Below are 23221 nucleotides of genomic sequence, written 5' to 3' on the forward strand. Positions count from 1 at the left end.
AGCGGTTTGGCGCGATCAAGGCGGCCCTGAGACGAGGTATTTCCATGGAACGTTCAACATCCGGATGGCTCAGCGGCTTTATCGGTGTCGTGATCTTCAGCGGATCGCTGCCTGCCACGCGGCTGGCGGTGGCGCAATTCGATCCGATATTCCTGACCGCAACACGGGCAGCGATCGCCGGCGTCCTCGCACTTTTGCTGCTGATCTGCTTTTCCGAGAAACGTCCTGAAAGGCGTGACATCCCATCACTGCTGATTGTGGCGGCAGGGGTTGTCGTCGGCTTCCCGCTTCTGACCGCGCTTGCATTGCAGCACATCACATCAGCGCATTCCATCGTGTTCGTCGGCCTGCTGCCACTTGCGACGGCCGCCTTTGGCGTCATCCGTGGCGGCGAGCGCCCCAAACCTCAATTCTGGCTGTTTGCGGTCACGGGAAGCGCGCTTGTCTGTACCTTCGCCATTCTGCAAGGACTGACCGCAGCACCGGTCGGCGACGGACTGATGCTTGCTGCGATCGCGCTTTGCGGCCTTGGCTACGCCGAAGGTGCAACACTGTCCCGGCGACTGGGAGGATGGCAGGTGATTTCCTGGGCGCTCGTCCTGTCATTGCCCGTCATGGCCGCTCTTTCGCTGTTGTCGATGCCGTCGAGCTTTTCCGGAATCCAGGCGCCAGCGATGGCTGGTCTCGCCTATGTGTCGCTGTTCAGCATGCTGATCGGCTTCATTTTCTGGTACCGAGGCCTTGCTCTTGGCGGTATCGCCGGCGTCGGCCAGTTGCAATTGCTGCAGCCGTTTTTCGGCCTGATCCTGGCGGCTACATTGCTCAATGAAACCGTCACCTGGGCGATGTTTGCGGTGACGGCGGCCGTGGTCGCCTGCGTCGGCGCCGCCCGCAGGTTCGCGCGTTGACCGCTGGCCATTGCCAGCACTCAGGAAAAGACAGGCCTAGGCCGCGTCCCGTTCTACTGCGGCCGGGTCGTGTCCGACGAGAATCATTGCCTGCGAACAGGTCATGCCCCTTGATGCCATGAGCAGCAGGCTGAGTTCCACGGCCCGCGGAACGGGTACTTCGCCGCTCGCCCAGCGACGGCACGTGATGTAGTCAATCTGGAAAAGCTGCTGGACGGTCCCCGCTGTCAATCCGACTACAGCGAGCGCCGCCTTGTATTCAGAGGGTTTCATTGTTGCGTCCCATGCGCGATTCGAGCGCGCTTTATTTCGTTGCTGACGAGATTAGGTTCTTTTAATTTTAACGAACCCTCATATGCGACATATGGTGTCCTTCCTGCGACAATGCGGCTGCGTCGCCCTCCATAAAACGAAAGTTTCCCGCGCGGTGATGCGCAGGAAGAACGGAGACGCCCACATCAATTTAGCACAGGCTTGCTTAATAGGGTTGAAAGGTCTTGCTGCGACGATCAGATTGATTAAAACTGGATGCAGCATGATGACTTCGATACGAATGCGTTGGCTGCCATTGGGCCTGATTGTCCTGTCGTTTGCGGGCTGCACGAGCGTGGAACCTCTCGACACATCTTTGACAACACAATCCACGCCGCAAATCAGGCAGGCCGACACCTCGATCATTGCCGAGAGAGTCGGGGAGTCGGCCGTCGGCGTCGAACCGCTTGCCTGGGCCAATCCGTCGACCGGGAGCACTGGCGTGATAGAGGAAATCACCGTTGCACCAGGGTTGGATGGAGAATGCAGAAATTTCGTGACAACGCAGCGCTCCCTGCAGGGCGAATCACGAATCAAGGGTGTCGCATGCCATTCTGCCAATGCGGGTTGGAAGGTCAGCCCGGCAAATTGAAAGCCAGTGCTCGCGTCGGCCTCATGGGTGGATGACGGCCAGAAGCGGCAGGTTTCCAACCGATCCCGGGGACACGGGATCTTTTGGCAATGACGATCCAATCAAAGCCAATTTGGGTAGAGACCCGATCATATAGTTTAATCAATCGCGGTCGGACGACATCGAGAAAATCTACCAAGGCCGCAATACCCTGACCTGAAAAGGGCTCCAAGCATGGCAACGCCACGAAGAGCTTGCAAAGATCACAAAAGGTCTGGCCGAGTTTTACGAATGGTATGAAAGCGGAGATGCCCTCGAAACCCACAAGGACAGCGAATCAAAAGCCAATAGGGTTTACGCAACCGCCATTGCTGGCATCCTCGAATTGGCCCACAAGAACAGTAGCTCTCCACATCATGTCTTGTCTTTGGCCGGGCATCAGTATCTGGGTGGGTTGGGAAAGAACGACAATCGCCTCCGTGTGACCAGCGATGTACTCAGTCGAACTTCGGGCGTTGCGGCAAAAATCGAGGGTGTCGAGAACTGGCCGTGATTCCGGATCGGTGTGAGGTTTTGGGAGCCGGTTCCGCCGGATTGTGAAGTCCATTCCGCTTGCGTTTGAGGCGCAGGCGGAGTTCTCCAACAAAAACAACAACGCCGTTTGCGCCTCGGTCTGAGGCGCTATAGCCCCGCTTCCTTTCCGAGGAGGCTGACGGGCCTGCCCGCAGCCTCGCGGAGACCGTTGCCAGCACAAGCCTTACCTGGCGCAAACTGCGACGGTATCATCGTCAAGGCTGACGAAGGAAACGCCGCCGCTTTCGAAGGCAAGGCGCAGTTGCGCCTCCGTTGCCCGATGGACGTCATGTCGGTTGCCTTCGTAGTCACGCACGGTGCTCCTTGATACGCCAGATCGGTCAGCGAGTTCGCTCTGGGTCCAGTCTAGGAGCCCGCGCGCCGCGCGACAGAGTGCCGGCGTCAAAATCTTGGCATTGATAGCTTGACCCATTGTGCAAACCTGCCCATATTGGTTATTATCTAACATATATAGCAGTTTCACTTGCTTTGCTAGACGCTGCAGCGGGTTGTCCGCGGTCGACCGGGCGGAAACGAAAAGGATCATGGTGTTGGGATAACAGGCGGACCATATCTACTCGTTATCCTGCTCGTCCTGCCCTTCGCAGGAAGTCTCCTGTCCGTATGTCTGCTGAACACCACATCCCGCCGCCTTCCGGCCGGCCTTGCGGGGCTGGCGACACTTGCCGCACTTCTTCTAACCGCCAGCCTCTATCCGGCCGTGTCGGATGGCGGGGTTGTCAGGTACAGCGCTGCCTGGTTGCCCCAGCTTGGTCTCGACTTCTCGCTGCGCATGGATGGTTTCGCATGGATATTTTCCATGCTCGTGACCGCAATCGGGCTGCTCGTCGTCGTCTACGCACGCTACTACATGTCTGAGGCAGACCCGGTTCCGCGATTCTTCTCGTTCCTGCTCGCTTTCATGGGCGCAATGCTCGGCATCATCATCTCGGGAAACGTCATCCTGCTGTCGGTATTCTGGGAAATGACGAGCATCTTCTCGTTCCTCTTGATTAGCTACTGGCACAACAGTGCGGCCGCCCGCGACGGTGCCCGCATGGCGCTCACGGTGACGGGTATCGGTGGCTTCTGCCTGCTGATCGGCCTGCTTCTTCTTGGGCATATCGTTGGAAGCTACGACCTCGACAAAATCCTGGATTCGGGTGACCTCATCCGCGCCCATGCGCTCTACGTGCCAGCGCTCATCTTCGTTCTGCTCGGGGCGCTGACCAAGAGCGCGCAATTCCCCTTCCACTTCTGGCTACCGAACGCCATGGCGGCGCCAACGCCGGTATCCGCGTTCCTGCACTCGGCCACCATGGTTAAGGCAGGGGTCTTTTTACTTGCGCGCTTCTGGCCGGCATTGTCGGGGACCTTTGAGTGGTTCTGGATCGTCGGTGCCGCCGGCATGATAACACTTCTGCTCGGGGCTTACTTCGCGATGTTCCAGCAGGACATGAAAGGACTGCTCGCCTATTCGACCATTAGCCATCTCGGGCTGATCACCACCTTGCTCAGCCTTTCGAGCCCGCTGGCCACGGTCGCTGCGATCTTCCACATGCTGAACCACGCGACTTTCAAGGCCTCTCTCTTCATGGCAGCCGGCATCATCGACCACGAGACCGGCACGCGTGACATGCGAAGGCTGAGCGGTCTGTTTCGTTTCATGCCCTATACCGCGACCCTTGCCATCGTTGCGAGCGCGGCCATGGCCGGCGTTCCGCTGCTCAACGGATTTCTCTCCAAGGAAATGTTCTTTGCCGAGGCGGTCGAGACGCATGCGGACTCGATCCTCGATCGCATCCTGCCCTATGTCGCCACCGTCGCATCCGCATTCAGCGTCGCCTATTCGCTCCGCTTCATTCACAGCGTCTTCTTTGGTCCTCCTCCGGTCGACCTGCCGGTCAAGCATCCCCACGAGCCGCCGCGCTTCATGCGCTTTCCGATCGAACTGCTGGTCGTCCTTTGCCTGATTGTCGGCATCATTCCGGCGCTGTCGATCGGACCGTTTCTCAGGGCTGCGGTGATCGGCGTGCTTGGCAGCGATACTCCGGATTACAGCTTGGCCATCTGGCATGGCGTCAACCTGCCACTGATCATGAGCCTGATTGCGCTTGTCGGCGGGACGGCGATCTTTCTGACGCTGAAGGACTATTTCGCGCGCTGCGAGGACGGCCCCCCCTTGCTGCGACGCCTCAAGGGCCAGCGCATTTTCGAGCGTGCCCTGGTCGAGGTCTCATGGCACTGGGCCCGCATTGCCGAGCAGCGTCTCGGGACGCGCAAGCTGCAGCCCCAGCTCCGTTGGGTCGTGATCATGGGCTTTGCCGCCGGTCTCGTGCCTCTTTATCTCAGGGGTTTCGAAAGCCGCCCCTTTCAGAATTCCGGCGTTGACCCGGTGTTTGCCATCCTCTGGACAATTGGCATCTGCCTGGCGATCGGTACGGCCTATCTTGCCAAATACCATCGGCTGGCGGCGTTGATCATGCTCGGCGGTGTCGGTCTGATCGTCTGCACGACGTTCGTGTGGCTTTCGGCGCCCGATCTTGCGATTACCCAGCTTCTTGTCGAGATCGTCACCACCGTCCTCATTCTCCTTGGTCTGCGGTGGTTGCCGAAGCGCACGGAGGGAATTGGCGAGGCGATGACGCTGCGCGCCCGCTTCCGCCGCTTTCGGGATTTCGCTCTCGCCGTTGTCTGCGGGATCGCAATGTCGTTCATGGCCTATGCTGTCATGACCATGCCAGTCCCCGACGCGATCGCAAACTACTTCCTTGAAAACGCCTATTCCGAAGGAGGAGGTCGCAACGTCGTCAATGTCATTCTCGTCGATTTTCGCGGTTTCGACACGCTCGGCGAAATTGCCGTCCTCGGCGTCGTGGCGCTCACGGTCTATGCCTTGCTGCGCCGCTTCCGCCCCGCTGCCGACAGTATGGACATGCCGGAGCAGCAGCAAATCCAGAACCGGTTCGACGAGGAGCGGCCGGAGCGGTCGGCCGGGGATACTGTCCGGGACTACCTCTTGATCCCCTCCGTCATCATGCAGTGGATGTTTCCTGTCATCATTACCCTTTCCGTCTACATCTTCATGCGTGGTCATGATCTTCCAGGTGGCGGCTTCTCGGCCGGCCTGACCCTCTCGATCGCCTTCCTGCTGCAGTATCTTGCGGGCGGAACGCGCTGGGCTGAGGACCGTATTCGCATCCTGCCATTGCGCTGGATGGGCGCAGGGCTTTTGACGGCTGTTCTGACCGGTGCGGGCGCCTGGGTTCTCGGCTATCCGTTCCTGACCTCGCATTCGCGGTATATCGACCTGCCGCTGATCGGCAAGATCCCCGCCGCCTCGGCGCTTTTGTTCGACCTCGGCGTCTTCAGCCTGGTCGTTGGCTCGACGGTGCTCATTCTCGTCGCACTCGCCCACCAGTCCATCCGCATCAACCGCCTGCGCGCCATCGACGCTGCCAAATCGGAGGCGAGGTAATGGAACTTGTCCTGTCCATTGCGATCGGCGTGATGACCAGCTGCGGGATCTGGCTCATTCTGCGCCCTCGCACCTACCAGGTGATCGTCGGACTGTCGCTGCTGTCCTATGCCGTGAACCTGTTCATCTTCGGAGTGGGCGGTGTGAAGGCCAATGTCCCGCCCATCCTCGGGGATGACGTTGCGGCAGCCGCCCTTGCCGACCCGGTACCGCAGGCGCTCGTCCTCACGGCCATTGTCATTGGCTTTGCAACGACCGCGCTGTTTCTCGTCGTGCTGCTTGCCTCGCGGGGTCTGAGCGGAAATGATCATGTCGACGGGAGGAACGAGCCGCGATGACCGGCTTGATGCATCACCTCATCGTCGCGCCGATCCTGCTTCCGCTGGTCGCAAGTGCAATCCTGCTTCTGGTCGATGAGCGTCGCCGCACGACCAAGGCGATGATCAGCCTCGGCTCAACGCTCTTTCTGATCCTCGTTGCCCTTGTCTTGTTCCGGACCGAAATCGGGCAAGGCGACTTCGAAGGGGTCTACCTCGTCGGCAATTGGGCGGCCCCCTTTGGCATCGTGCTGGTGCTGGATGCACTGTCTGCGCTGATGCTGCTCCTGACCGCGCTTCTGGCGGTTTCGGCGCTGGTCTTTTCACTTGCCCGCTGGCATGCGGTGGGCGCCCACTTCCACAGCATGTTCCAACTCCTGCTGATGGGGGTCAACGGTGCCTTCCTCACAGGTGACCTCTTCAATCTGTTTGTATTTTTCGAGGTCATGCTGGCTGCATCCTATGGTCTCCTGCTGCATGGCTCGGGGCCGCTCAGGGTCAAGGCGGGGATGCACTACATCGCCGTCAACCTGGTTGCGGCGCTGCTCTTTCTGATCGGTGTCAGCCTCATCTACGGCACGGCGGGGACATTAAACATGGCAGATCTTGCTGCCCGCATTCCCGAGATCGAACCGGATCGCCGCATGCTGATGGAAGCCGGTGCCGGAATTCTCGGGATCGTGTTCCTGATCAAGGCCGGCATGTGGCCGCTCTGCTTCTGGCTGCCCACCGCCTATAGTGCCGCCTCCGCACCGGTTGCCGGAATTTTCGCCATTATGAGCAAGCTCGGCATCTATGTCATCCTGCGCCTGACGATGTTGCTGTTCAGTGTAGGGCCGTCGGCCCGCTTCGGAACTGTCGTGCTGCTTTATGGCGGGATGGCGACCCTCATCTTCGGGACCATTGGCGTGCTTGCCTCGCAGGCACTCGGGCGCCTGGCGGGATTTTTCGTGCTGGTGTCGTCGGGAACGCTTCTGATGGTCATCGGGATCAACGACGGTGCGATTTCCTCAGGCGCGCTGCTTTACCTCGTTAGCTCGACGCTGTCGATCAGCGCCTTTTTCATGCTGATAGAGCTTGTCGAACGCGGCCAGGACGCTGGCGCCAACGTGCTTGCGGTGACCATGGAAGCCTATGGGGATGCCGAGGACGACGAAGCCGCGGAAAGCGAAGGTGTCACGATGCCCGGCACCATGACGATCCTCGGGATCTGCTTTGCCGCATGTGCCGTGCTGCTTTCCGGCCTGCCTCCGCTGTCGGGATTTGTCGCTAAATTCGCGATGCTTTCGACGATGATGGGAGCAGGGGCGATCGGCGTGCCGCCGACAGCGGCGGTCTGGGCCCTGGCCGTTCTTGTGATCCTCTCCGGTGTCGCAGCGCTGATTTCCATGACCCGGGCCGGAATTCGCACCTTCTGGAGTTCGCTTGAGGGAACGGTTCCGCGCGTGCTGGTCATCGAGGTCGTGCCCGTCTTGTTCCTGCTTGCACTCACGCTTGCGCTCACGGTCCAGGCCGGTCCCGCGATGCAGTACATGGATGCCACCATCCGCAGCCTGAGCAGGCCGGGCCTCTATATCGATGCGGTAAGAGATGCGGTGAGACTTCCTGCCTACCGGGATGCAGCCACCGACGGCGATGAGGAGGGCAGATAGTGCTTCCGTATCCGATTCTCACCCTTTTTCTGGTGCTGATGTGGTTGCTGCTCAACGGGTTCAGCCTCGGTCAGCTCGTGCTTGGCATCCTCGTTGCCGTCTTTGCCTCCTGGGCCATGGCATCGTTGCGCACCGAGCGACCGGCCCTGGCGAAATGGTATCTTCTTCCGAAACTGTTCTTCCGGGTTGTTGTCGATATCGCGGAGTCCAATCTTTCGGTCTCATGGATCATCCTGCGACGCGGCCGGCGGCACGATCCCGGCTTTCTCAGCATCGAACTGGAAGTTCGCAACCCCTTTGCCCTGGCGTTGCTTGCGATCATCCTGACAAGCACGCCAGGGTCTGCATGGCTTGAATACGACTCCAATGACAACACGGTTCTCCTGCATGTCCTCGACATCCAGAACGAAGCGGTGTGGCGCAACACGATCAAGAACCGGTACGAGAAAATGCTTATGGAGATATTCGCATGAGTGCCATCATTGTGTTTACCGCGGTTTCGATTGCGCAGCTGATGCTGGTTGCGGCGATGGCGATTGCCTCGATCAGAATGTTCATCGGACCCCGTGCCCAGGACCGCATCATCGCCCTCGATACGTTCTACATCAATGCAATGCTTCTCTTGGTTACCTTCGGTGTCGGCACCGGCCGCGTGGTCTACTTCGAGGCAGCACTTGTCATCGGCATGCTTGGCTTCGTTGCAACCGTTGCCCTCGCCAAGTTCCTGATGCGCGGGGAGGTGATTGAATGATCTATGAAGCGACAGATCTTCCCCTTCCGGTCGCCATAGCGGTTGCGGTCTTCCTGCTGCTTGGTGCGACCCTTGCGCTGATCGGAGCAATCGGATTTCTGCGACTGCCGACCTTCTATGAGCGCATCCATGCGCCGACACTCGGCACGAGCTGGGGGATAGGCGGTATCATGCTCGGCTCGATGATCTTCTTTTCGGTCGGCTCCGAACGATTGGTCATTCACGAAATCCTCATCGGAATCTTTGTCACCGTGACGACGCCGGTGACCTTCATGCTGCTCGCGCGCGCCGCTCTCCACCGTGACCGGACGGAGAGGAATCCGGAGGTTCCCGGCAAGCAGACAGGCGAAGCCGAGGTTTGAAACTCTCTGGTCGGCCGCCCTACAGCCACTCGTCAGGCTCTTTCGCCTCTATGGCGGGCAGAGATCTCGCGATAAAAGCGACGTGGGCGGCATGGCAGTTCCAACACAGGCACGGACATCCCGATCGCCCGATGTGCATCTTCCGAAGGGAGAGCATCGACCCTTGCCGCGTGCCGCATCCAGCTGATCGCAGCGGCGGCCGGGCTGCGCACGATCAACTCTTCAGCTGCACCAACAAATCCTTGCGGGGCGATCTTGATTGGACCTCGTTGTCCCCTAGCTCCATAAAAAGGGGCGAAGAGTGCCTCGACGGGGCCGCGCAACTTTCAGCCGGATGGAGCCCACCATGAAACATCAAACATTGGAACAACTGCAGGCAATTGCGGGGATCGACCAGGCGTTTCCGCAACGGCTAATGTCTCGCAACGAACGTCTCACGCGCTGGGTTGAGCTCCTTGAGGCAAGCCCGCATCGGCGGCTGGCAACGCTCTATCAGACCGAGCATCAGCCCACGTCAATCCTGTCGCGCCTGCGTAGCGACAATTCGCCGATTTCGGTCGCGTTCGAGGATCCGATCCTGCGTACTTCTGGCCTTGAAGGGGATACCTATGGCGAGGCCAAGACCTTCTTCGGTCTGACCGACGGCGAATTGCATAACGTTCTGTGCTATTGCCATTTCGGCGCAACGGTCAGCGCTGCAACGGCGGCCCACTATGTCCGCGGAATCCTCGGCACGGAAAAGCCGACCCTGTTTGCGCGGCTACGGGCCCTGTTCATGTCCTGAGGGTGTCGACAGGGCACAGGAAAGAATCTGCCCGGCTTGCCGTCCGTCTGAACGACGGCCGGCCCGACGTGACGGGGTCAATCACCCTGGTCGCCGGACAAACCTGTCTGCTCCTGCAGGGTGCTGAGGCATTGATCGTTATGGGCAAAGCGGAAAATGCTGTAAACCGCCAGGCCAAGTTCATCGCTGCCTGATATGGTGACGCTCGCCGACTGTGCATTCTTGTACTTTGCGCTGAGATTATCCCATTGCTCAAAGACCTGCCGTTCCTGCGCCACCACGGCGTCCCGGAACATTCCGTCCTTGCCGTATTTGGACCTGGCAGCGTGATCAACCTTTTCGTCGGCCGGACCAAACTCGGACGCGAGCAGTGACGCGGCCTCCTTGTAGACCTGTCGCGTAGTGGTGCCGCGCTGGTCGTCATTGATATAGCGCGACACGGCAACGACATTGCATATCCCCATGCCTTGAACATAGGCGAGCACGTACTGGTCATAGAGGTCGCTCCCACCCGGCAGGCTGGAGCATGTATACTGACCCGTCGTATCGGCGCCGTCTCCGTAGATCGGCTTGCAGCCCAATGCCGATGGCAGCGAATCCTGCGCAACACCAAACGGCCTGAAAGCCGGTGGCGCCGATTCAGTTGGCGAAATGGAGGCGGTAACGGTCGAGGCAGCAGCGAGGACCACGGACGTCAGAATATCGATCAAGGCCATCGAATCACTCCCGAGCAAGATCGGGCCATAGCACGCCAGCGCCCGACGCGAAGCAGACCCACGCTCAAAGCATGGGCGGGCATCACAATTTCCACAGCCTTTGGCTCCGCGCAGGGATTGTGAACCACTAAGGCCGCAGCAGCCAGATGGTTCCATCACAACATTGTGGGTGTATCGTTTTCCAAGCGGCTGCAGACGGCTGTGGAGGCTGGAGGACGCTCGGATGCGCCCTTAGCTTTCGGAGATCCGCCGCTCTTCGTCGGAGCCGGTGGCGAGCTGCTTCCAGTCCAGGTCCTCCTGCAGCTCGAGATATTGCCCTGGCCCAATTCGATCCGTGTCGCGCAGTTCCTCCAGCCGCTCGCGTTGCGCAAGCACTGCAAGCCGCGACAGGAATTGCCGTCGATCGACCTCGGACTTGCCCGGGTTGGCATCCCGCTCGCAATGTTCACGATATGCCTGGCGCAGCGCTTCTACCTCCGCGCCACTCTCGGTCGAAAGCCGGACGAGCGCAGCCTCGGCCAATGACTTTCGCGCCAAGAAAAGCTCCTCGCGTGCCTCTTCCTGTCGTCCGAGCTTCATAAGCCTGATCATCGGAGCCAGGGTCGCGCCCTGGATGATGAGCGTCGCCAGCACGACCGAAAAGGCTGTCAGCACGACGAGGTTTCGTTCGGGAAAATCGGCTGGCAGCGCAAAGGCCGTGGCAAGGGTCACGAGACCGCGCATGCCAGACCATCCGACAAGAAGGGTTTCGCCGGATGCGAAGGGTGCAAGACTGTGTCCGCGTCGATGACGAAATCCTACGATGGCGTGAAAGAGGAAGGCGACCGAAAGCCGCGCGCCAATCACCCCGGCGACGACGATCGCCGCAAACCGGAGTGCCCGGGCGAGTTCGGCAGCCGACATCGCCTCCACGATGCGACGCGCCTGCAAACCCATCAGCAGGAATGCGACGACGTTCAAAAGGAAGACAACGGTTGTCCAGACGGCGAAGGAATGAACGCGCATGCGTGGTGAATCATTGACCGTGGTGAGGACTGCAATGGTCATCGCCGACGATACAGTCGCCAGCACGGCTGACAGATGCAGCCTTTCGGCGATCAGCCAGGTTGCGAAGGCGTACACGAACTGAAGCAGCGTGCCGCCGACAGTATTGTCTGTGACAGGTCTTAACCCGGAGACGAGATAACCGAACAAAATGCCGAAGGCTATTCCGCCTGGAGCCGCAAGGCCAAGTCGCACCACGGTGCTCAAATCGATGCCACCGCGAGCCTGGACGGTCAGGGCCGCGCTGAACAGCAGAAGGGCGGTGGCGTCATTGAAGAGGCTCTCGCCCTTGAGCAGGGCGTCCACCCGCCGCGAGACCGGCAGATTGGACAGGACGGCAGTCGCGGCGGCGGCATCAGGCGGAGCGACGATTGCCCCAAGCGTGACGGCCACGGCAAGCGGCAGCCCGACAGTCCATGCGCTGATCGAGACCACGACACCTGTGGTGACCAGTACGGCGACCACGGCATAGACGAACAGCGGCAACGCCATCCGCCTGGCTGCGCCAAGCGGAAAATCATAAGCTGCGTCGACGAGGACAGGCGCGATGAACAGGGCAAGCGCCGTCGGCGGGTCGATCGGAATGACCGGGGCGCCTGGCAGCATCGCGACAGCGACGCCGGCGGCAGCGAGAATGCCGGGATAAGGCAGCTGCATTCGCCGCGTTACCTGCAAAAGCAAGATCGCGACCGCAAGCAGGGCGACGAGGGTTTCAAAGAACGTCATCGTTGAATAGTAGCAGGCTTTCGCGCGCGTTGAAGCGGTCGTAAATTCCCTGTAATGCTCGAAGCTCCGACTGCCGACATAATAGTGCAGCGGCGCGGAGCGCGAAGATGGATTACGACGTTGCGATTGTGGGTGCTGGCGCTGCGGGCATTGCGGCGGCGCGCCGGTTGGCTAAGGCCGGGCGTTCGGTGATGCTCATCGAAGCGAGCGACCGCGTCGGCGGCCGCGCCTGGACCATCGAACTGGCTCAGATGCCGCTCGACATGGGATGCGGCTGGCTGCACTCGGCCGAGCGTAATCCCTTGGTCAAACTCGCGCAGGCCAAAGGCTTCGAGATCGAAGCAGGCCCCACGGCCTGGCAAAGACAATGGCATGATCTCGGCTTTTCTGCCGAGGAGCAACAGGCCGCCGCGACCGCCTGGTCGACCCTGCAGCAACGCATGGAGAGCGCTCCGCCGGCAAGTGACCGGGCCTCGGACCTTTTGCCGCCAGAGGGCGAATGGAACAATTATTGCCAGTCGGTGAGCGGCTACATGAATGGCGCTGCCCTCGACCGACTGTCGGTCGTCGATTTCCTTGCCTACGACAAGGCGTCGACCGATTCCAACTGGCGGGTGCGTAAGGGATACGGCAGCCTGATTGCATCAAGCCTTCCGGAGGTGGCACTCAGGCTGTCCGTGCCGGTTCGTCGCATCGCCTTGACCGGTCAGGGCGTCCGCCTGGATACCGATCATGGCGCTGTCAGTGCGCGCACGGCTGTTGTCACCGCCTCGACGAACATCCTGTCCAGGGGTGCAATCGCCTTCGACGCGGATGTAGACGACCATCTCCATGCCGCAGGCAAACTCCCCCTCGGCCTTGCCGACAAGCTGTTCTTCGAACTGCACGGCGACCACGGGCTTGACCCCGAGTCCCATCTCCTCGGCAATCCACATGCAAGCGAAACCGGCAGTTACTATATCCGGCCGCTTGGTCGACCGGTGATCGAGGGCTTCTTCGGTGGCACGGGCGCTGTCGCCATCGAGCGTGCCGGGCTGCTCGAGGCCTTTGCGTTTGCGATCGAGGAGTTGTCGGCGCAGCTCGGCGCCCATATCCGTCGCCATGTGCGGCCGCTTGCAGCAACATCATGGTGCCGGACCGACTGGGTGGGGGGCTCCTACAGCCATGCATTGCCGGGTGAGGCGAGCGCCCGCCTGACCCTGGCGAGGCCTGTGGCCGAGAGGTTATTCTTCGCTGGCGAGGCGACCCACCCCTTTGACTTTTCCACCGCACATGGAGCCTGGCAGAGCGGCGAGAGGGCAGCCGATGAGGTGATCGAGCGGCTTGCCTGAGCCTCGGGTGCCGTCCCGGTGTGGCAAACGGTCGCTGCGTCCAATGCCGCTGGACAGGGGCCGGGCGAGCTGATTGCATGCCGGCGGCTCGGGGCCAAGGGGACGGATCATGGACACGGGGAATGGATGCATGACGCAAGGAAGCTTTGGCTTTCCGCCTGCGGACATTCGGGCACGCTCGCTCGGGGAACTTCACGCGCGGCCCTATGCGCTCGTGCCGGCGTCGCGCGTCATATTCCAGCTCGCTTTCCTGACGGAAAGCGCCGGTGACAACGATCACGAGACGCTTGCAGATCTTTCCCGGTCAAGCGGGGTTGCGCCACCCGCCCGCGAAACGAGCCATCATGCCATCACCTGGGGGCCGGGGACGCTCCGCTGGGAGCGGCATACGGAATTTTCGACCTATTTCTGGGACTGTCCAGCACCGGACAGGTTTGGCCAGACGATCGCCGTGCATCCCTTCGGCGCAAGCTTTTCGCCACCGGGGCCATTCATCTCCGGTATCAGGCTGGAAATCCGGCCCGATACGCCTGAGACGGAGCAGGAAAAATCGGTCTTCGACCCGACCAGCCTGTGCCGGAGCGAACTGAAGAATGGCCAGGCCGCGATCCTCACCGATTTTCGTCAGGACGGAGACGGTCTGACGAAAATTCTGGTCATCGATCGCGGCATGTCCGACAGCGCCCGGGGCGCGCTTGTCCAGCGCCTTCTCGATATCGAGACCTACCGTACCCTTGCGATGATGGGCCTGCCACTGGCGCAATCGCTCTCGCCCGAAATTCGCCAGATCGAATCCGGCCTGACGGCGATTACCCAGCGCATGAAGCTGCATGCGCGCGACGAAGCGGACCAGATGTTGTCCGAGATTACACGCCTGGCCGCCGAGCTGGAGGCGAATGCGGCACTCAGCCTCTACCGGTTCGGAGCCAGCCGCGCCTATTACGAGATTGTTCAGGAGCGTATCCGGGCATTGGCGGAGACGGCGATGCCCGGCAGCGAGACGCTCGGCGCCTTCCTCGAGCGTCGGCTTGCGCCGGCAATGCGGACCTGCCAATCGGTGGAGGAACGGCAGGCGAACCTGTCGCGCAAGCTGGCGCGCGCGACAGCCCTGCTGCGGAGCTGGATCGATGTCGAGCTGGAACGCATCAACACGACGGTGCTCAATTCGATGGACCGTCGTGCGCAACTGCAGCTGCGGCTGCAGCAGACCGTTGAAGGCCTGTCCGTTGCCGCGATCTCCTACTATGTCGTCGGGCTGCTCGGCTATCTGGCGAAGGGCGCGCACAATATCGGCCTCGACGTCTCCCCGGAAACGCTGACCGGCCTGTCCGTTCCCCTCGTCGTCGCCGGCATGTGGCTTGTTGTGCGCAGCATCAGGCGCAGGCATGCCGAAGAGGATAGGCATTGATGTGCTTTCCCAGGCAGCCGGAGCGATATGCGATTGGGCTTGCGGGAGACAAAGGCAATGGCCCGACTTGCGGCAATCCGCTTTGGGGCGCCAATTCCTTCCCGGTTCAGGCGGTCGAGCACTCGTAAAGGACTGCCCCCGTCGAGCCATCGACACCCTGTAGGCTTACATCGTAGCCCCATAGGTGGCGGATGTGAGCCAGGGTGGCATCACGGTTGCTTTCTTCGAGAAGGATGCCGTTTCTGACATTGTGCTGCAGCCTGAGCTGCCTGTCACCGAGCAGGTCGACATCAACCACCTGGATATCGGGCTGTCTTGCGCCGACGTCATAGCTGCGCGCAAGCGACGACCGGATTGCCGCATAGCCTCGTTCGTTATGGATCGAAGATACCTCGCAAAAATTGTCGGTGGCGCGATCGCTCAGCACGAACAGCCGGAATTTTCGCATCATGGCCGGGCTCAGATACTGCAGGACAAAGGACTCGTCGCGGTGATTTGCCCAGGCATCCAGAAGCGTTGCCTGCCAGTCACCATTGCCGGCAAAGGACGGAAACCAGTCGCGATCCTCCTGCGTCGGGTCCATGCAGATGCGCTGGATGTCCTGCATCATCGCAAAGCCAAGCGCATATGGGTTTATTCCTGGGAAGCGGGGATCATCAAAGGCGGGTTGGAAGACCACGTTGGAATGACTTGCCAGGAGCTCCAGCATCACGCCTTCGCTGATCCGGCCCTGATCGAAGAGGCGGTTTATGATCGTGTAGTGCACAAAGGTGGCGCAGCCCTCGTTCATCACCTTGGTCTGGCGCTGCGGGTAGAAATATTGCGCAATCACCCGCACGATCCGGAGGATTTCACGCTGCCAGGGCTCGAGGATGAGACTGTTCTTTTCCAGGAAGTAGAGCAGGTTCTCCTCGGGAAGGTTGAGAACCTTCTTGCGCTCGGACGCATCGCGTTCGGCATCCTCCGGATTGCGGCTCTCTGTTGCGAGCGGCAGTGTTCGCCACAGGTCACTATAGGTCTGTTCCTCGTATTCCAGTCGTTCGCGGGCACGCTCCCTGACTTTTTCGGATGAAAGGCGCGGCGGCCGCCGGTAGCGGAAGACGCCCTGGTCCATCAAGGCGTGTGCCGAGTCCAGGACTGCCTCGACGGCATTCGTCCCGTGCCGCTCCTCGCATTTGGAAACGTATTTCTTGGCAAACTCCATGTAGCTCAGGATCGCGCCGGCATCGGTCCACTGCCGGAACAGGTAATTGTTCTTGAAGAAATGATTATGGCCGAATGCGGCATGGGCGGTCACCAGCGCCTGCATGGCCATGGTGTTTTCTTCCATCAGATAGGTGATGCACGGATTGGAATTGATCACCAGTTCGTAGGCAAGTCCGCGCCGGCCCTTGCGATAGAGATTGTCCTCGAAGATGAAGCGCTTGCCAAACGACCAGTGCTGGTACATCAACGGCATACCGACCGAAGAGTAGGCATCCAGCATCTGTTCCGACGAAATGATTTCCAGTTGGTTGGGATAGACATCCAGCCCCATCTCGTCGAGCGCCACGGTTTCGATGGCGTCGTAGGCACGTGAAAGGGTCGCGAAATTCCAGTCGGAACCGTCAAACAGCAGGCCTGGGCTCGAGCGTCTCGCCATTCGGTCTTCCCTTACTTGCGCGTGCGCACGGCAGGCTGCCGGGTAAAGAGCTTGCGAAAAACCGGATAGATGTCGGCCGGCTTGGAAATACGGGTCATCTGGAAGTTGGGGATCGCGCCGTCGACGGTGCGGTAGGCACGCCACAGCGAGGTGCCGTTGTCTGTGGCTCCAAATATTTCCGTTTCGCGCTCATCAATGATTTCGACATAGGCGTAGTACTGGCAAAGGCGCATCAGATGGTTGCGGAGAAGCTCCGCGCAGCGTTCCGAATCGCCGCTGATATTGTCGCCGTCGGAGGCCTGGGCGGCATAGATATTCCAGAGATTGGCGGGATATCGCTCCTCGATCACCCGAAGCATTTCCTCGAGCGCGGTCGAAACAACAGTGCCACCGCTCTGCTTGCTGTAGAAGAACGTTTCCTCGTCGACCTCATGGGCCTCATCGGTGTGACGGATGAAGACGATGTCGATCCGCTCGTACCGGCGCGTGAGAAACAGATGCAGCAGCACGAAGAAGCGCTTGGCCAGATCCTTCTCGCGCTCGCCCATCGATGCCGATACGTCCATCAGGCAGAACATCACGGCGCTGGCATTGGGCAGCGGCTGGCGTTCGAAGCGGTTGAAGCGAATATCGACGGGATCGACATAAGAAATGCGCCGTCGCCGCCGTTCCAACTGCTCCAGTTCCTCGCGCAGCGCCTGCAGGCGCCGCCGGTCCGCGGCAGATCGCTCCTCCATCGCCTCCAGCACGGCGATCTCGTCCGCAACTGCCTTCACGGTCGCCTCGCTCGGGCGTTGCAGCGCTATTCGGCGGCCGAAACTGTTTCGCATCGTGCGCCCGACATTGATGTTGGTGGGCGTACCAGCGGTGCTGAAGCCGACACGGTGCGGCTTGTAGGTAACCGTTTCCTTCAGATTGAGCTTTACCATGTCAGGAAGCTCGAGATCCTCGAAGAAGAGGTCGAGGACTTCGTTGCGCGACAGGATGAACTGGAAATCATCCTCGCTCTCGCCGCGACCAGCGCCGCGATCTCCGCCTCCGCCACCTCCTTGTGGTCGCGACAGCTTGTCACCTGCCATGTATTCCCGATTGCCGGGGAGGATGTACTCCCGGTCGCCGCTGCCGCTGCTTGGCTGGAATGTCGGCTCGCCCGCGCCACGCTTGGGCATGGGAACGCCGTGGGCGGCGTCCACATCGGCGATCTTGTCCGATTTTACCTGCTCCTTGATAGCCCGCTTCAATTCCTCCCGGGCTCGGTTCAGGAAACGCTGTCGGTTGCCAAGGCTCTTGTCCTTCGGATTGAGCCGGCGGTCGATGAAATTCGGCATCTGCCAATCCCCCGGTTCGGCATTGTCAACCGGCCTTGTTGACCCGCATGTACCAATCAACGAGCCGCCGGACCTGGCGGACGGTGTAGCCTCGCTGAGTCATGCGCTGGACAAATTCGGCGTGCTGCTTTTCAGTCGAACTGTCCTTCTTGGAGCCGAAGCTGATGACAGGCAGTAGATCCTCGACCTGACCGAACATCCGCTTCTCGATTACCTCGCGAAGCTTTTCATAGCTGGTCCAGGAGGGGTTCCGGCCGCTGTTCCTGGCGCGGGCGCGCAAGGTAAACTTGACGACCTCGTTGCGGAAGTCCTTGGGGTTGGCGATGCCGGCCGGCTTTTCGATCTGCGACAATTCGCTGTCGAGAATTTCCCGATTGAGAATCTGACCGGTGTCGTAGTCCTTGAAGTCCTGGTCCTCCAGCCACGCGTCGGCATAGGAAATATAGCGGTCAAAGAGGTTCTGGCCGTACTCGCTGTAGGATTCCAGGTAGGCCTTCTGGATTTCATGGCCGATGAATTCCGCGTAGCGCGCGGCGAGTTCCGACTTGATGAAGTCGAGGTAGCGCGCCTCCGTTTCCTTCGGGAACTGCTCCCGCCGGATCGCCTGCTCCATGATGTACATCAGATGCACCGGATCGGCTGCCACCTCCTTTGTGTCGTAGTTGAAGGTCTCCGAGAGGACCTTGAACGCGAAGCGGGTGCTGATGCCGGTCATGCCTTCATCAACGCCCGCCGCATCGCGATATTCCTGGACGGACTTTGCCTTCGGATCCGTATCCTTCAGATTCTCGCCGTCATAGACGCGCATCTTCGTGTAGAGCGGAGAATTCTCATGCACGTGAAGGCGTGTTGCGACGGTGAAGCGGCTGAGGTTCTCGAGGACTTCGGGAGCACAGGGGCTGTTTGCCAGTTCGCTCTCGCGAAGAAGCTTTTCGTAGATCTGCCGTTCCTCGGTGACCCGGAGGCAATAGGGAACCTTGACCACAAGGATACGGTCGAGAAATGCCTCGTTATTCTTATTGTTCTTGAACTGCAGCCACTCGGATTCGTTTGAGTGGGCGACGACGATGCCCTGGAAGGGGAAGGCGCCGAAGTTCTCGGTCCCGTTGTAGCTGCCTTCCTGGGTCGCAGTCAGCAGCGGGTGCAGGACCTTGATCGGTGCCTTGAACATTTCGACGAACTCGAGAAGCCCCTGCGTCGTCCTGTTCAGCCCGCCGCTGTAGGAATAGGCGTCCGGGTCGGCCTGGCTGAAGTTTTCGAGTTGTCGGATGTCGACCTTGCCGACCAGGGCCGAGACGTCCTGGTTGTTTTCGTCACCCGGTTCGGTCTTTGCAATTGCGATCTGGCGCAACCGGGATGGCGTCAGCTTGACGACGCTGAATTTCGAAATATCGCCGCCGATCTCGTCAAGCCGCTTGGTTGCCCAGGGCGAAATCAGCCCGGTGAGGCGGCGCCTGGAAATGCCGTACTTGTCTTCGAGAAGGCCGGCCATCCGGTCCGGGTGGAAGAGCCCAAGGGGGGACTCGAAGATCGGGCTTACCTTGCCATTGACCGCCAGCGTATAGATTGGCCGCTGTTCCATCAGCCTTTTCAGGCGTTCGGCCAGCGATGACTTGCCGCCGCCGACGGGTCCGAGCAAATAGAGGATCTGCTTGCGTTCCTCGAGGCCCTGGGCAGCGTATCTGAAGTAGCCGACGATCCGCTCGATCGTATCTTCCATGCCATAAAAGTCGGCAAATGTGGGGTAGATCTTCAGAGTCCGGTTGGCAAAGATGCGGCCCATGCGTTCGTCGGCACTGGTATCGATCAGCGTCGGTTCACCGATCGCCTCGACCATGCGCTCTTGCGCCGTTGCGTAGAGACTTTTGTCATCGCGGCACGCTAGCAGATATTCCTGCAGGCTAAATTCTTCCTGCGCAGCACTTGTGTAAATTTCCGAAAAAAGATCAAAGACGTCGCTTTCACCCTTTTGCATGATGCTCTCCCGCGGCCGGCTGGTTAAAACGGGATAGCAGCCCTGTCGGCCCGCTCATCACTATAACGGCGCTGCGTAGTATTTGTTCCTTCAAATACTTACAGGAATTCGGATTTGGCTCGTAAGGGCCATACAGCATCATATCGTCTCCATTCTAGCGCTGGAATTGCGACTCAAATGTTGAGCAGTGCTGATGACAATATGCCACGAAAGCCATCCAATCTCCATGGCAAAGGTCATCACGCTGCCGCGACGACCATTGTATTTTCGACCGCTGCAATTCTGTGCCGGCGAAGGAAATCACAGCCGCAGGACGCGTTTTGCTACGGCGAAGGACGTTGGGTGGCCGTGCGAGCGCTCACAGAAGAGTGAAGACGAGCTGCGACCAGTCTCTTAGCTGATGCCGCCGAGGCAGACGTATTTGATCTCCATGAATTCATCGATTCCATATTTCGACCCTTCGCGGCCGAGGCCGGAGAGCTTCACGCCCCCAAAGGGCGCTTCTGCCGTCGAGATCAGCCCGGTATTGACCCCGACCATGCCGTATTCGAGGGCCTCGGCCACGCGGAACACGCGGGCGAGATCCTTGGCGTAGAAATAGGATGCTAGGCCGAACTCGGTATCGTTGGCCTGGGCGATCACATCGGCCTCGTCCTTGAACCGGAAAAGCGGCGCCACCGGCCCGAAGGTTTCCTCGCGCGCGACAGCCATGTCGCTGGTGACACCGGTCAGCACCGTTGCCTCATAAAAGGTGCCGCCAAGCGAATGGCGCCTGCCACCCTCCATGACGTGTGCCCCCTTCGACAGGGCGTCAGCCACATGCTCCTCGACCTTTTCCAGGGCCGGCTGATCGATCAAGGGACCAAGGATCACACCCTCGTCGAAGCCATTGCCGATCTTCAGCTTGCCGACAGCCGTGGAAAGCTTCTGCGAAAAGGCCTCGTAGATACCGTCCTGGACGTAAAGGCGGTTGGCGCAAACACAGGTTTGTCCATTGTTGCGAAACTTGGCGATCAGCGCGCCTTCCACCGCAGCATCGAGATCGGCATCGTCAAAGACGATGAAGGGGGCATTGCCGCCGAGCTCCAGCCCGAGCTTCTTGATGGTCGGGGCGCTCTGCCTGTAAAGTTCGGCGCCGATTTCGGTCGAGCCGGTAAAGGTCAATTTGCGCACGATCGGATTGGCGGTCATCTCCGCCCCGATCTCGCGCGCCGAACCGGTGATGACGGAGAACAGGCCGGCGGGCAGTCCGGCACGCTCTGCAAGCACGGCGATCGCGATCGCTGAAAAAGGCGTCTGGCTGGCTGGCTTCAGCACCAGGGCGCACCCGGAGGCCAATGCCGGACCTGCCTTGCGGGTGATCATGGCGTTGGGAAAGTTCCAGGGCGTGATGGCGGCAACCACGCCGATGGGCTGCTTCATCACCATGATGCGCTTGTCCGGTTGGTGGCCGGGAACGAGATCGCCATAAACGCGCCGGCCTTCCTCTGCGAACCATTCGATGAAGCTTGCGCCATAGACGATTTCGCCGGTGGCTTCGGCAACGGGCTTGCCCTGTTCCAGCGTCAGGATGCGGCCGAGATCGTCCTTGTTTTCGATCATCAGCTCGAACCATTTGCGCAGGATGATCGCACGGTCTCTTGCTGTGCGGGTCGCCCAGGCCTTTTGCGCCGTGGCGGCCGCCTCGATCGCAGCTTTGGTTTCCGCAGCGCCAAGCTTCGGTACACGACCGATGATGTCGCCTGTGGCCGGGTCATTGACCTCGATCGCGTTCGATGGATCGGCGTCGATCCATCGACCGCCGACCAGGGCCGCCTCGCGAAAGAGTCCAGGATCCTTGAGGTTCATCTTCTCCATCCCATCCAAAAACGGTGTCGTTGCTGGTGGCAATGTCGGCCTCCTTTGCCGCGCTTGTCAAATGCCATCACGTGGCATCGACATGTGCAAGATTTTCGCAGCCTTCGCCCTGACTGTCTTCCGTTGCCCCCGGGGAGAAAAGGGTGTTGCAGAACACGAATACGGGAGCGGTCCGGTTCTCCCGGTCGATGCCGGGAACCTTATTCGGGAGCCGACATCCAACGTTTGTACAGCGATAAACTGTCCGGCCTTTCGGCAAGGACGAAGGAGGTTCCATGACTACGCGACTGATGACAGCTGTGACCACGATCTGCCTGCTTGGGTTGGCACCCTGCGCCGGCTGCGGACAAACCGACAGATCCCCAGATCGCTCATATCGCCTACACGGCCGGATCGATCGAGATCGAGGCGGCAAAGCAGGCACCGAGCTTTGCCGAGGACATGGTGCGGGACCACGAGGCGATCAACAAGCAGGCGCTTGCCCTGGTGAAGAAGCTCAAGGTCACACTGCAGGACAATGATGATGCGGCATCGATGGACCATCCTGGCCTTCGCGGTGGCCCTCGGGGCCGCTCCAGCGCGGGCAGAGACAATCGCGGTAACGATCGAGAAAATGATGTTTGCGCCCGCCGGGGGTCACCGCCAGGCCAGGTGAAACGATCGAATGGGTCAACAGGGATATCCTTGCCCATACGGCGACCGCCGAGTTCAAGGGGATCCGGTCGATTGACTATTACTGTTGGTTCCATCTGAACATGAAGGGACGGATTGAGGCCGGGCGGCGACGGTCAGCCGCCCTCGAAGCTGATCCGTTACGGATGATCACGCCCCATAATCCCCTTCGCCCGTCGGCAAGGCTGGCGTATACAGCTGCGATGTATTCCCTGGAACGCCCTATTGTCTTCGAGCAGATCGTCAAAAAAAGCAGGTTTCTGGCGGCGGCCCTACCGATTGCCGATGAAGCCGACGCGAAGGATGCACTGGCCACTTACGCGCATGCCGATGCCAACCACAATTGCTTTGCCTGGCGAAGCGGCCAGACCTATCGGTTCAGCGACGACGGTGAGCCGAGTGGAACCGCCGGCAAGCCGATCCTGCAGGCAATCGACGGGCAATCGCTCGACAAGGTCATCGTCATCGTCACGCGTTGGTTCGGCGGTGTGCTCCTCGGCACGGGCGGCCTGATCAGGGCCTATGGCGGAACGGCTGCCGCTTGCCTGCGGGCGGGGGAGACGATCGAGATCGTCCCGACGCTCGAAGGAACGATTGAGGCAGCCTATTCGGACCTGGCGATCCTGAAGGCGCGCCTGGCGGCGGTCCCGGGCCTCTCCATCCTCAAGGAGACATTTCATGGAGGCGGCGCCGAGCTGACGGCAAGCTTTCCGGAATGGAAATCGGAGGACGTCGAACGGCTTGTTGCAGACACCACAAGCGGACGCAGTACGCTCTTTGTGCCGCGGTAATCGCAAGGCCAGCCAAGGCCCGC

Annotated in this window: 20 protein-coding genes and 1 pseudogene; 13 read left to right on the forward strand and 8 right to left on the reverse strand. The window is 60.2% G+C overall.

Annotated features, from left to right (window positions below; genetic code table 11):
* The first annotated feature begins 44 nt into the window (after positions 1-44).
* Complete coding sequence (locus tag FHT76_RS33240) at positions 45-908, forward strand: DMT family transporter (RefSeq protein ID WP_183756456.1); 864 nt, start codon at positions 45-47, stop codon at positions 906-908.
* A gap of 36 nt (positions 909-944) precedes the next feature.
* On the opposite strand, the gene FHT76_RS33245 is transcribed toward FHT76_RS33240, so the two are convergent.
* Positions 945-1181: a hypothetical protein gene (locus FHT76_RS33245; protein WP_183756455.1), complete on the reverse strand. Its 237-nt coding sequence runs from the start codon at positions 1179-1181 to the stop codon at positions 945-947.
* Positions 1182-1263: 82 nt separating this feature from the next.
* On the opposite strand from FHT76_RS33245, the gene FHT76_RS33250 reads away from it, so the two are divergent.
* Entirely contained in the window at positions 1264-1812 is a 549-nt protein-coding gene (locus FHT76_RS33250) for an RT0821/Lpp0805 family surface protein (protein WP_259186263.1), read from the forward strand.
* Positions 1813-2548: 736 nt separating this feature from the next.
* On the opposite strand, the gene FHT76_RS33255 is transcribed toward FHT76_RS33250, so the two are convergent.
* Positions 2549-2842, reverse strand: a complete 294-nt coding sequence (locus FHT76_RS33255; protein ID WP_183756566.1) for a helix-turn-helix transcriptional regulator — start codon at positions 2840-2842, stop codon at positions 2549-2551.
* A 78-nt stretch (positions 2843-2920) separates the two neighbouring features.
* Between FHT76_RS33255 and FHT76_RS33260 the strand changes: the two genes are divergently transcribed.
* From FHT76_RS33260 to FHT76_RS33290, 7 genes are all read left to right on the forward strand, one after another.
* Entirely contained in the window at positions 2921-5842 is a 2922-nt protein-coding gene (locus tag FHT76_RS33260; protein WP_259130738.1) for a monovalent cation/H+ antiporter subunit A, read from the forward strand.
* Positions 5842-6180 (forward strand): Na+/H+ antiporter subunit C, encoded by a 339-nt coding sequence (locus tag FHT76_RS33265; RefSeq protein WP_183756454.1) that lies wholly within the window; start codon positions 5842-5844, stop codon positions 6178-6180. The genes FHT76_RS33260 and FHT76_RS33265 overlap by 1 nt, the downstream gene beginning before the upstream one ends.
* A complete protein-coding gene (locus FHT76_RS33270) occupies positions 6177-7811 on the forward strand; it encodes a monovalent cation/H+ antiporter subunit D (protein ID WP_259130684.1) in 1635 nt (544 codons plus the stop codon). Before FHT76_RS33265 ends, FHT76_RS33270 begins: the two co-directional genes overlap by 4 nt.
* The gene (locus FHT76_RS33275) at positions 7811-8284 is read left to right on the forward strand and encodes a Na+/H+ antiporter subunit E (RefSeq protein WP_183756452.1); all 474 of its coding nucleotides are present in this window, start codon (positions 7811-7813) and stop codon (positions 8282-8284) included. Before FHT76_RS33270 ends, FHT76_RS33275 begins: the two co-directional genes overlap by 1 nt.
* On the forward strand, positions 8281-8562 hold the full coding sequence (locus FHT76_RS33280) for a K+/H+ antiporter subunit F (protein ID WP_183756451.1): 282 nt from the start codon (positions 8281-8283) through the stop codon (positions 8560-8562). The genes FHT76_RS33275 and FHT76_RS33280 overlap by 4 nt, the downstream gene beginning before the upstream one ends.
* Positions 8559-8924, forward strand: coding sequence for a monovalent cation/H(+) antiporter subunit G (mnhG, locus tag FHT76_RS33285; protein ID WP_183756450.1), 366 nt, complete (start codon positions 8559-8561; stop codon positions 8922-8924). Before FHT76_RS33280 ends, mnhG begins: the two co-directional genes overlap by 4 nt.
* A 346-nt stretch (positions 8925-9270) precedes the next feature.
* On the forward strand, positions 9271-9708 hold the full coding sequence (locus tag FHT76_RS33290) for a hypothetical protein (RefSeq protein WP_183756449.1): 438 nt from the start codon (positions 9271-9273) through the stop codon (positions 9706-9708).
* A gap of 77 nt (positions 9709-9785) precedes the next feature.
* Here the strand turns inward: FHT76_RS33290 and FHT76_RS33295 are convergent, their stop codons facing one another.
* Positions 9786-10424: a hypothetical protein gene (locus FHT76_RS33295; RefSeq protein WP_183756448.1), complete on the reverse strand. Its 639-nt coding sequence runs from the start codon at positions 10422-10424 to the stop codon at positions 9786-9788.
* A gap of 231 nt (positions 10425-10655) precedes the next feature.
* On the reverse strand, positions 10656-12194 hold the full coding sequence (locus FHT76_RS33300; RefSeq protein WP_183756447.1) for a sodium:proton antiporter: 1539 nt from the start codon (positions 12192-12194) through the stop codon (positions 10656-10658).
* A gap of 107 nt (positions 12195-12301) precedes the next feature.
* Here FHT76_RS33300 and FHT76_RS33305 point away from each other — a divergent pair, with 107 nt between their 5' ends.
* Entirely contained in the window at positions 12302-13525 is a 1224-nt protein-coding gene (locus tag FHT76_RS33305; RefSeq protein WP_183864513.1) for an NAD(P)/FAD-dependent oxidoreductase, read from the forward strand.
* A gap of 130 nt (positions 13526-13655) precedes the next feature.
* Positions 13656-14933 carry a DUF3422 family protein gene (locus tag FHT76_RS33310; RefSeq protein WP_183864514.1) on the forward strand — a complete coding sequence of 426 codons (1278 nt, stop codon included), beginning with the start codon at positions 13656-13658 and terminating at the stop codon, positions 14931-14933.
* A gap of 106 nt (positions 14934-15039) precedes the next feature.
* On the opposite strand, the gene FHT76_RS33315 is transcribed toward FHT76_RS33310, so the two are convergent.
* The 4 genes from FHT76_RS33315 to gabD form a co-directional block, all read right to left on the reverse strand.
* The gene (locus FHT76_RS33315; protein WP_183756444.1) at positions 15040-16575 is read right to left on the reverse strand and encodes a SpoVR family protein; all 1536 of its coding nucleotides are present in this window, start codon (positions 16573-16575) and stop codon (positions 15040-15042) included.
* Positions 16576-16586: 11 nt separating this feature from the next.
* Positions 16587-17903, reverse strand: coding sequence for a YeaH/YhbH family protein (locus FHT76_RS33320; RefSeq protein WP_183756443.1), 1317 nt, complete (start codon positions 17901-17903; stop codon positions 16587-16589).
* A 25-nt stretch (positions 17904-17928) separates the two neighbouring features.
* Positions 17929-19878: a PrkA family serine protein kinase gene (locus FHT76_RS33325; protein ID WP_183756442.1), complete on the reverse strand. Its 1950-nt coding sequence runs from the start codon at positions 19876-19878 to the stop codon at positions 17929-17931.
* A gap of 393 nt (positions 19879-20271) precedes the next feature.
* Positions 20272-21726 carry an NADP-dependent succinate-semialdehyde dehydrogenase gene (gabD, locus tag FHT76_RS33330; protein WP_183756564.1) on the reverse strand — a complete coding sequence of 485 codons (1455 nt, stop codon included), beginning with the start codon at positions 21724-21726 and terminating at the stop codon, positions 20272-20274.
* Between the two features lie 284 nt (positions 21727-22010).
* On the opposite strand from gabD, the pseudogene FHT76_RS33335 reads away from it, so the two are divergent.
* Positions 22011-22272 (forward strand): annotated as a pseudogene (locus FHT76_RS33335) (DUF4142 domain-containing protein); the annotation flags it as partial.
* 338 nt (positions 22273-22610) lie between these two features.
* Positions 22611-23198 (forward strand): YigZ family protein, encoded by a 588-nt coding sequence (locus FHT76_RS33345; RefSeq protein WP_183864537.1) that lies wholly within the window; start codon positions 22611-22613, stop codon positions 23196-23198.
* The last annotated feature ends 23 nt before the right edge of the window (positions 23199-23221 follow it).

Source organism: Rhizobium sp. BK176 (assembly GCF_024808055.1).

Excerpts from the sequence above, each read along its gene's own strand:
- FHT76_RS33270 (WP_259130684.1), top strand. The coding sequence starts at position 6,177 with ATGACCGGCTTGATGCATCACCTCATCGTCGCGCCGATCCTGCTTCCG.
- FHT76_RS33295 (WP_183756448.1), bottom strand. The coding sequence starts at position 10,424 with ATGGCCTTGATCGATATTCTGACGTCCGTGGTCCTCGCTGCTGCCTCG.
- FHT76_RS33305 (WP_183864513.1), top strand. The coding sequence starts at position 12,302 with ATGGATTACGACGTTGCGATTGTGGGTGCTGGCGCTGCGGGCATTGCG.
- FHT76_RS33320 (WP_183756443.1), bottom strand. The coding sequence starts at position 17,903 with ATGCCGAATTTCATCGACCGCCGGCTCAATCCGAAGGACAAGAGCCTT.
- FHT76_RS33290 (WP_183756449.1), top strand. The coding sequence starts at position 9,271 with ATGAAACATCAAACATTGGAACAACTGCAGGCAATTGCGGGGATCGAC.
- FHT76_RS33300 (WP_183756447.1), bottom strand. The coding sequence starts at position 12,194 with ATGACGTTCTTTGAAACCCTCGTCGCCCTGCTTGCGGTCGCGATCTTG.
- FHT76_RS33345 (WP_183864537.1), top strand. The coding sequence starts at position 22,611 with ATGTATTCCCTGGAACGCCCTATTGTCTTCGAGCAGATCGTCAAAAAA.
- FHT76_RS33310 (WP_183864514.1), top strand. The coding sequence starts at position 13,656 with ATGACGCAAGGAAGCTTTGGCTTTCCGCCTGCGGACATTCGGGCACGC.
- gabD (WP_183756564.1), bottom strand. The coding sequence starts at position 21,726 with ATGAACCTCAAGGATCCTGGACTCTTTCGCGAGGCGGCCCTGGTCGGC.
- FHT76_RS33265 (WP_183756454.1), top strand. The coding sequence starts at position 5,842 with ATGGAACTTGTCCTGTCCATTGCGATCGGCGTGATGACCAGCTGCGGG.
- FHT76_RS33325 (WP_183756442.1), bottom strand. The coding sequence starts at position 19,878 with ATGCAAAAGGGTGAAAGCGACGTCTTTGATCTTTTTTCGGAAATTTAC.
- FHT76_RS33250 (WP_259186263.1), top strand. The coding sequence starts at position 1,264 with ATGCGACATATGGTGTCCTTCCTGCGACAATGCGGCTGCGTCGCCCTC.
- FHT76_RS33315 (WP_183756444.1), bottom strand. The coding sequence starts at position 16,575 with ATGGCGAGACGCTCGAGCCCAGGCCTGCTGTTTGACGGTTCCGACTGG.
- FHT76_RS33280 (WP_183756451.1), top strand. The coding sequence starts at position 8,281 with ATGAGTGCCATCATTGTGTTTACCGCGGTTTCGATTGCGCAGCTGATG.
- mnhG (WP_183756450.1), top strand. The coding sequence starts at position 8,559 with ATGATCTATGAAGCGACAGATCTTCCCCTTCCGGTCGCCATAGCGGTT.
- FHT76_RS33240 (WP_183756456.1), top strand. The coding sequence starts at position 45 with ATGGAACGTTCAACATCCGGATGGCTCAGCGGCTTTATCGGTGTCGTG.
- FHT76_RS33245 (WP_183756455.1), bottom strand. The coding sequence starts at position 1,181 with ATGAAACCCTCTGAATACAAGGCGGCGCTCGCTGTAGTCGGATTGACA.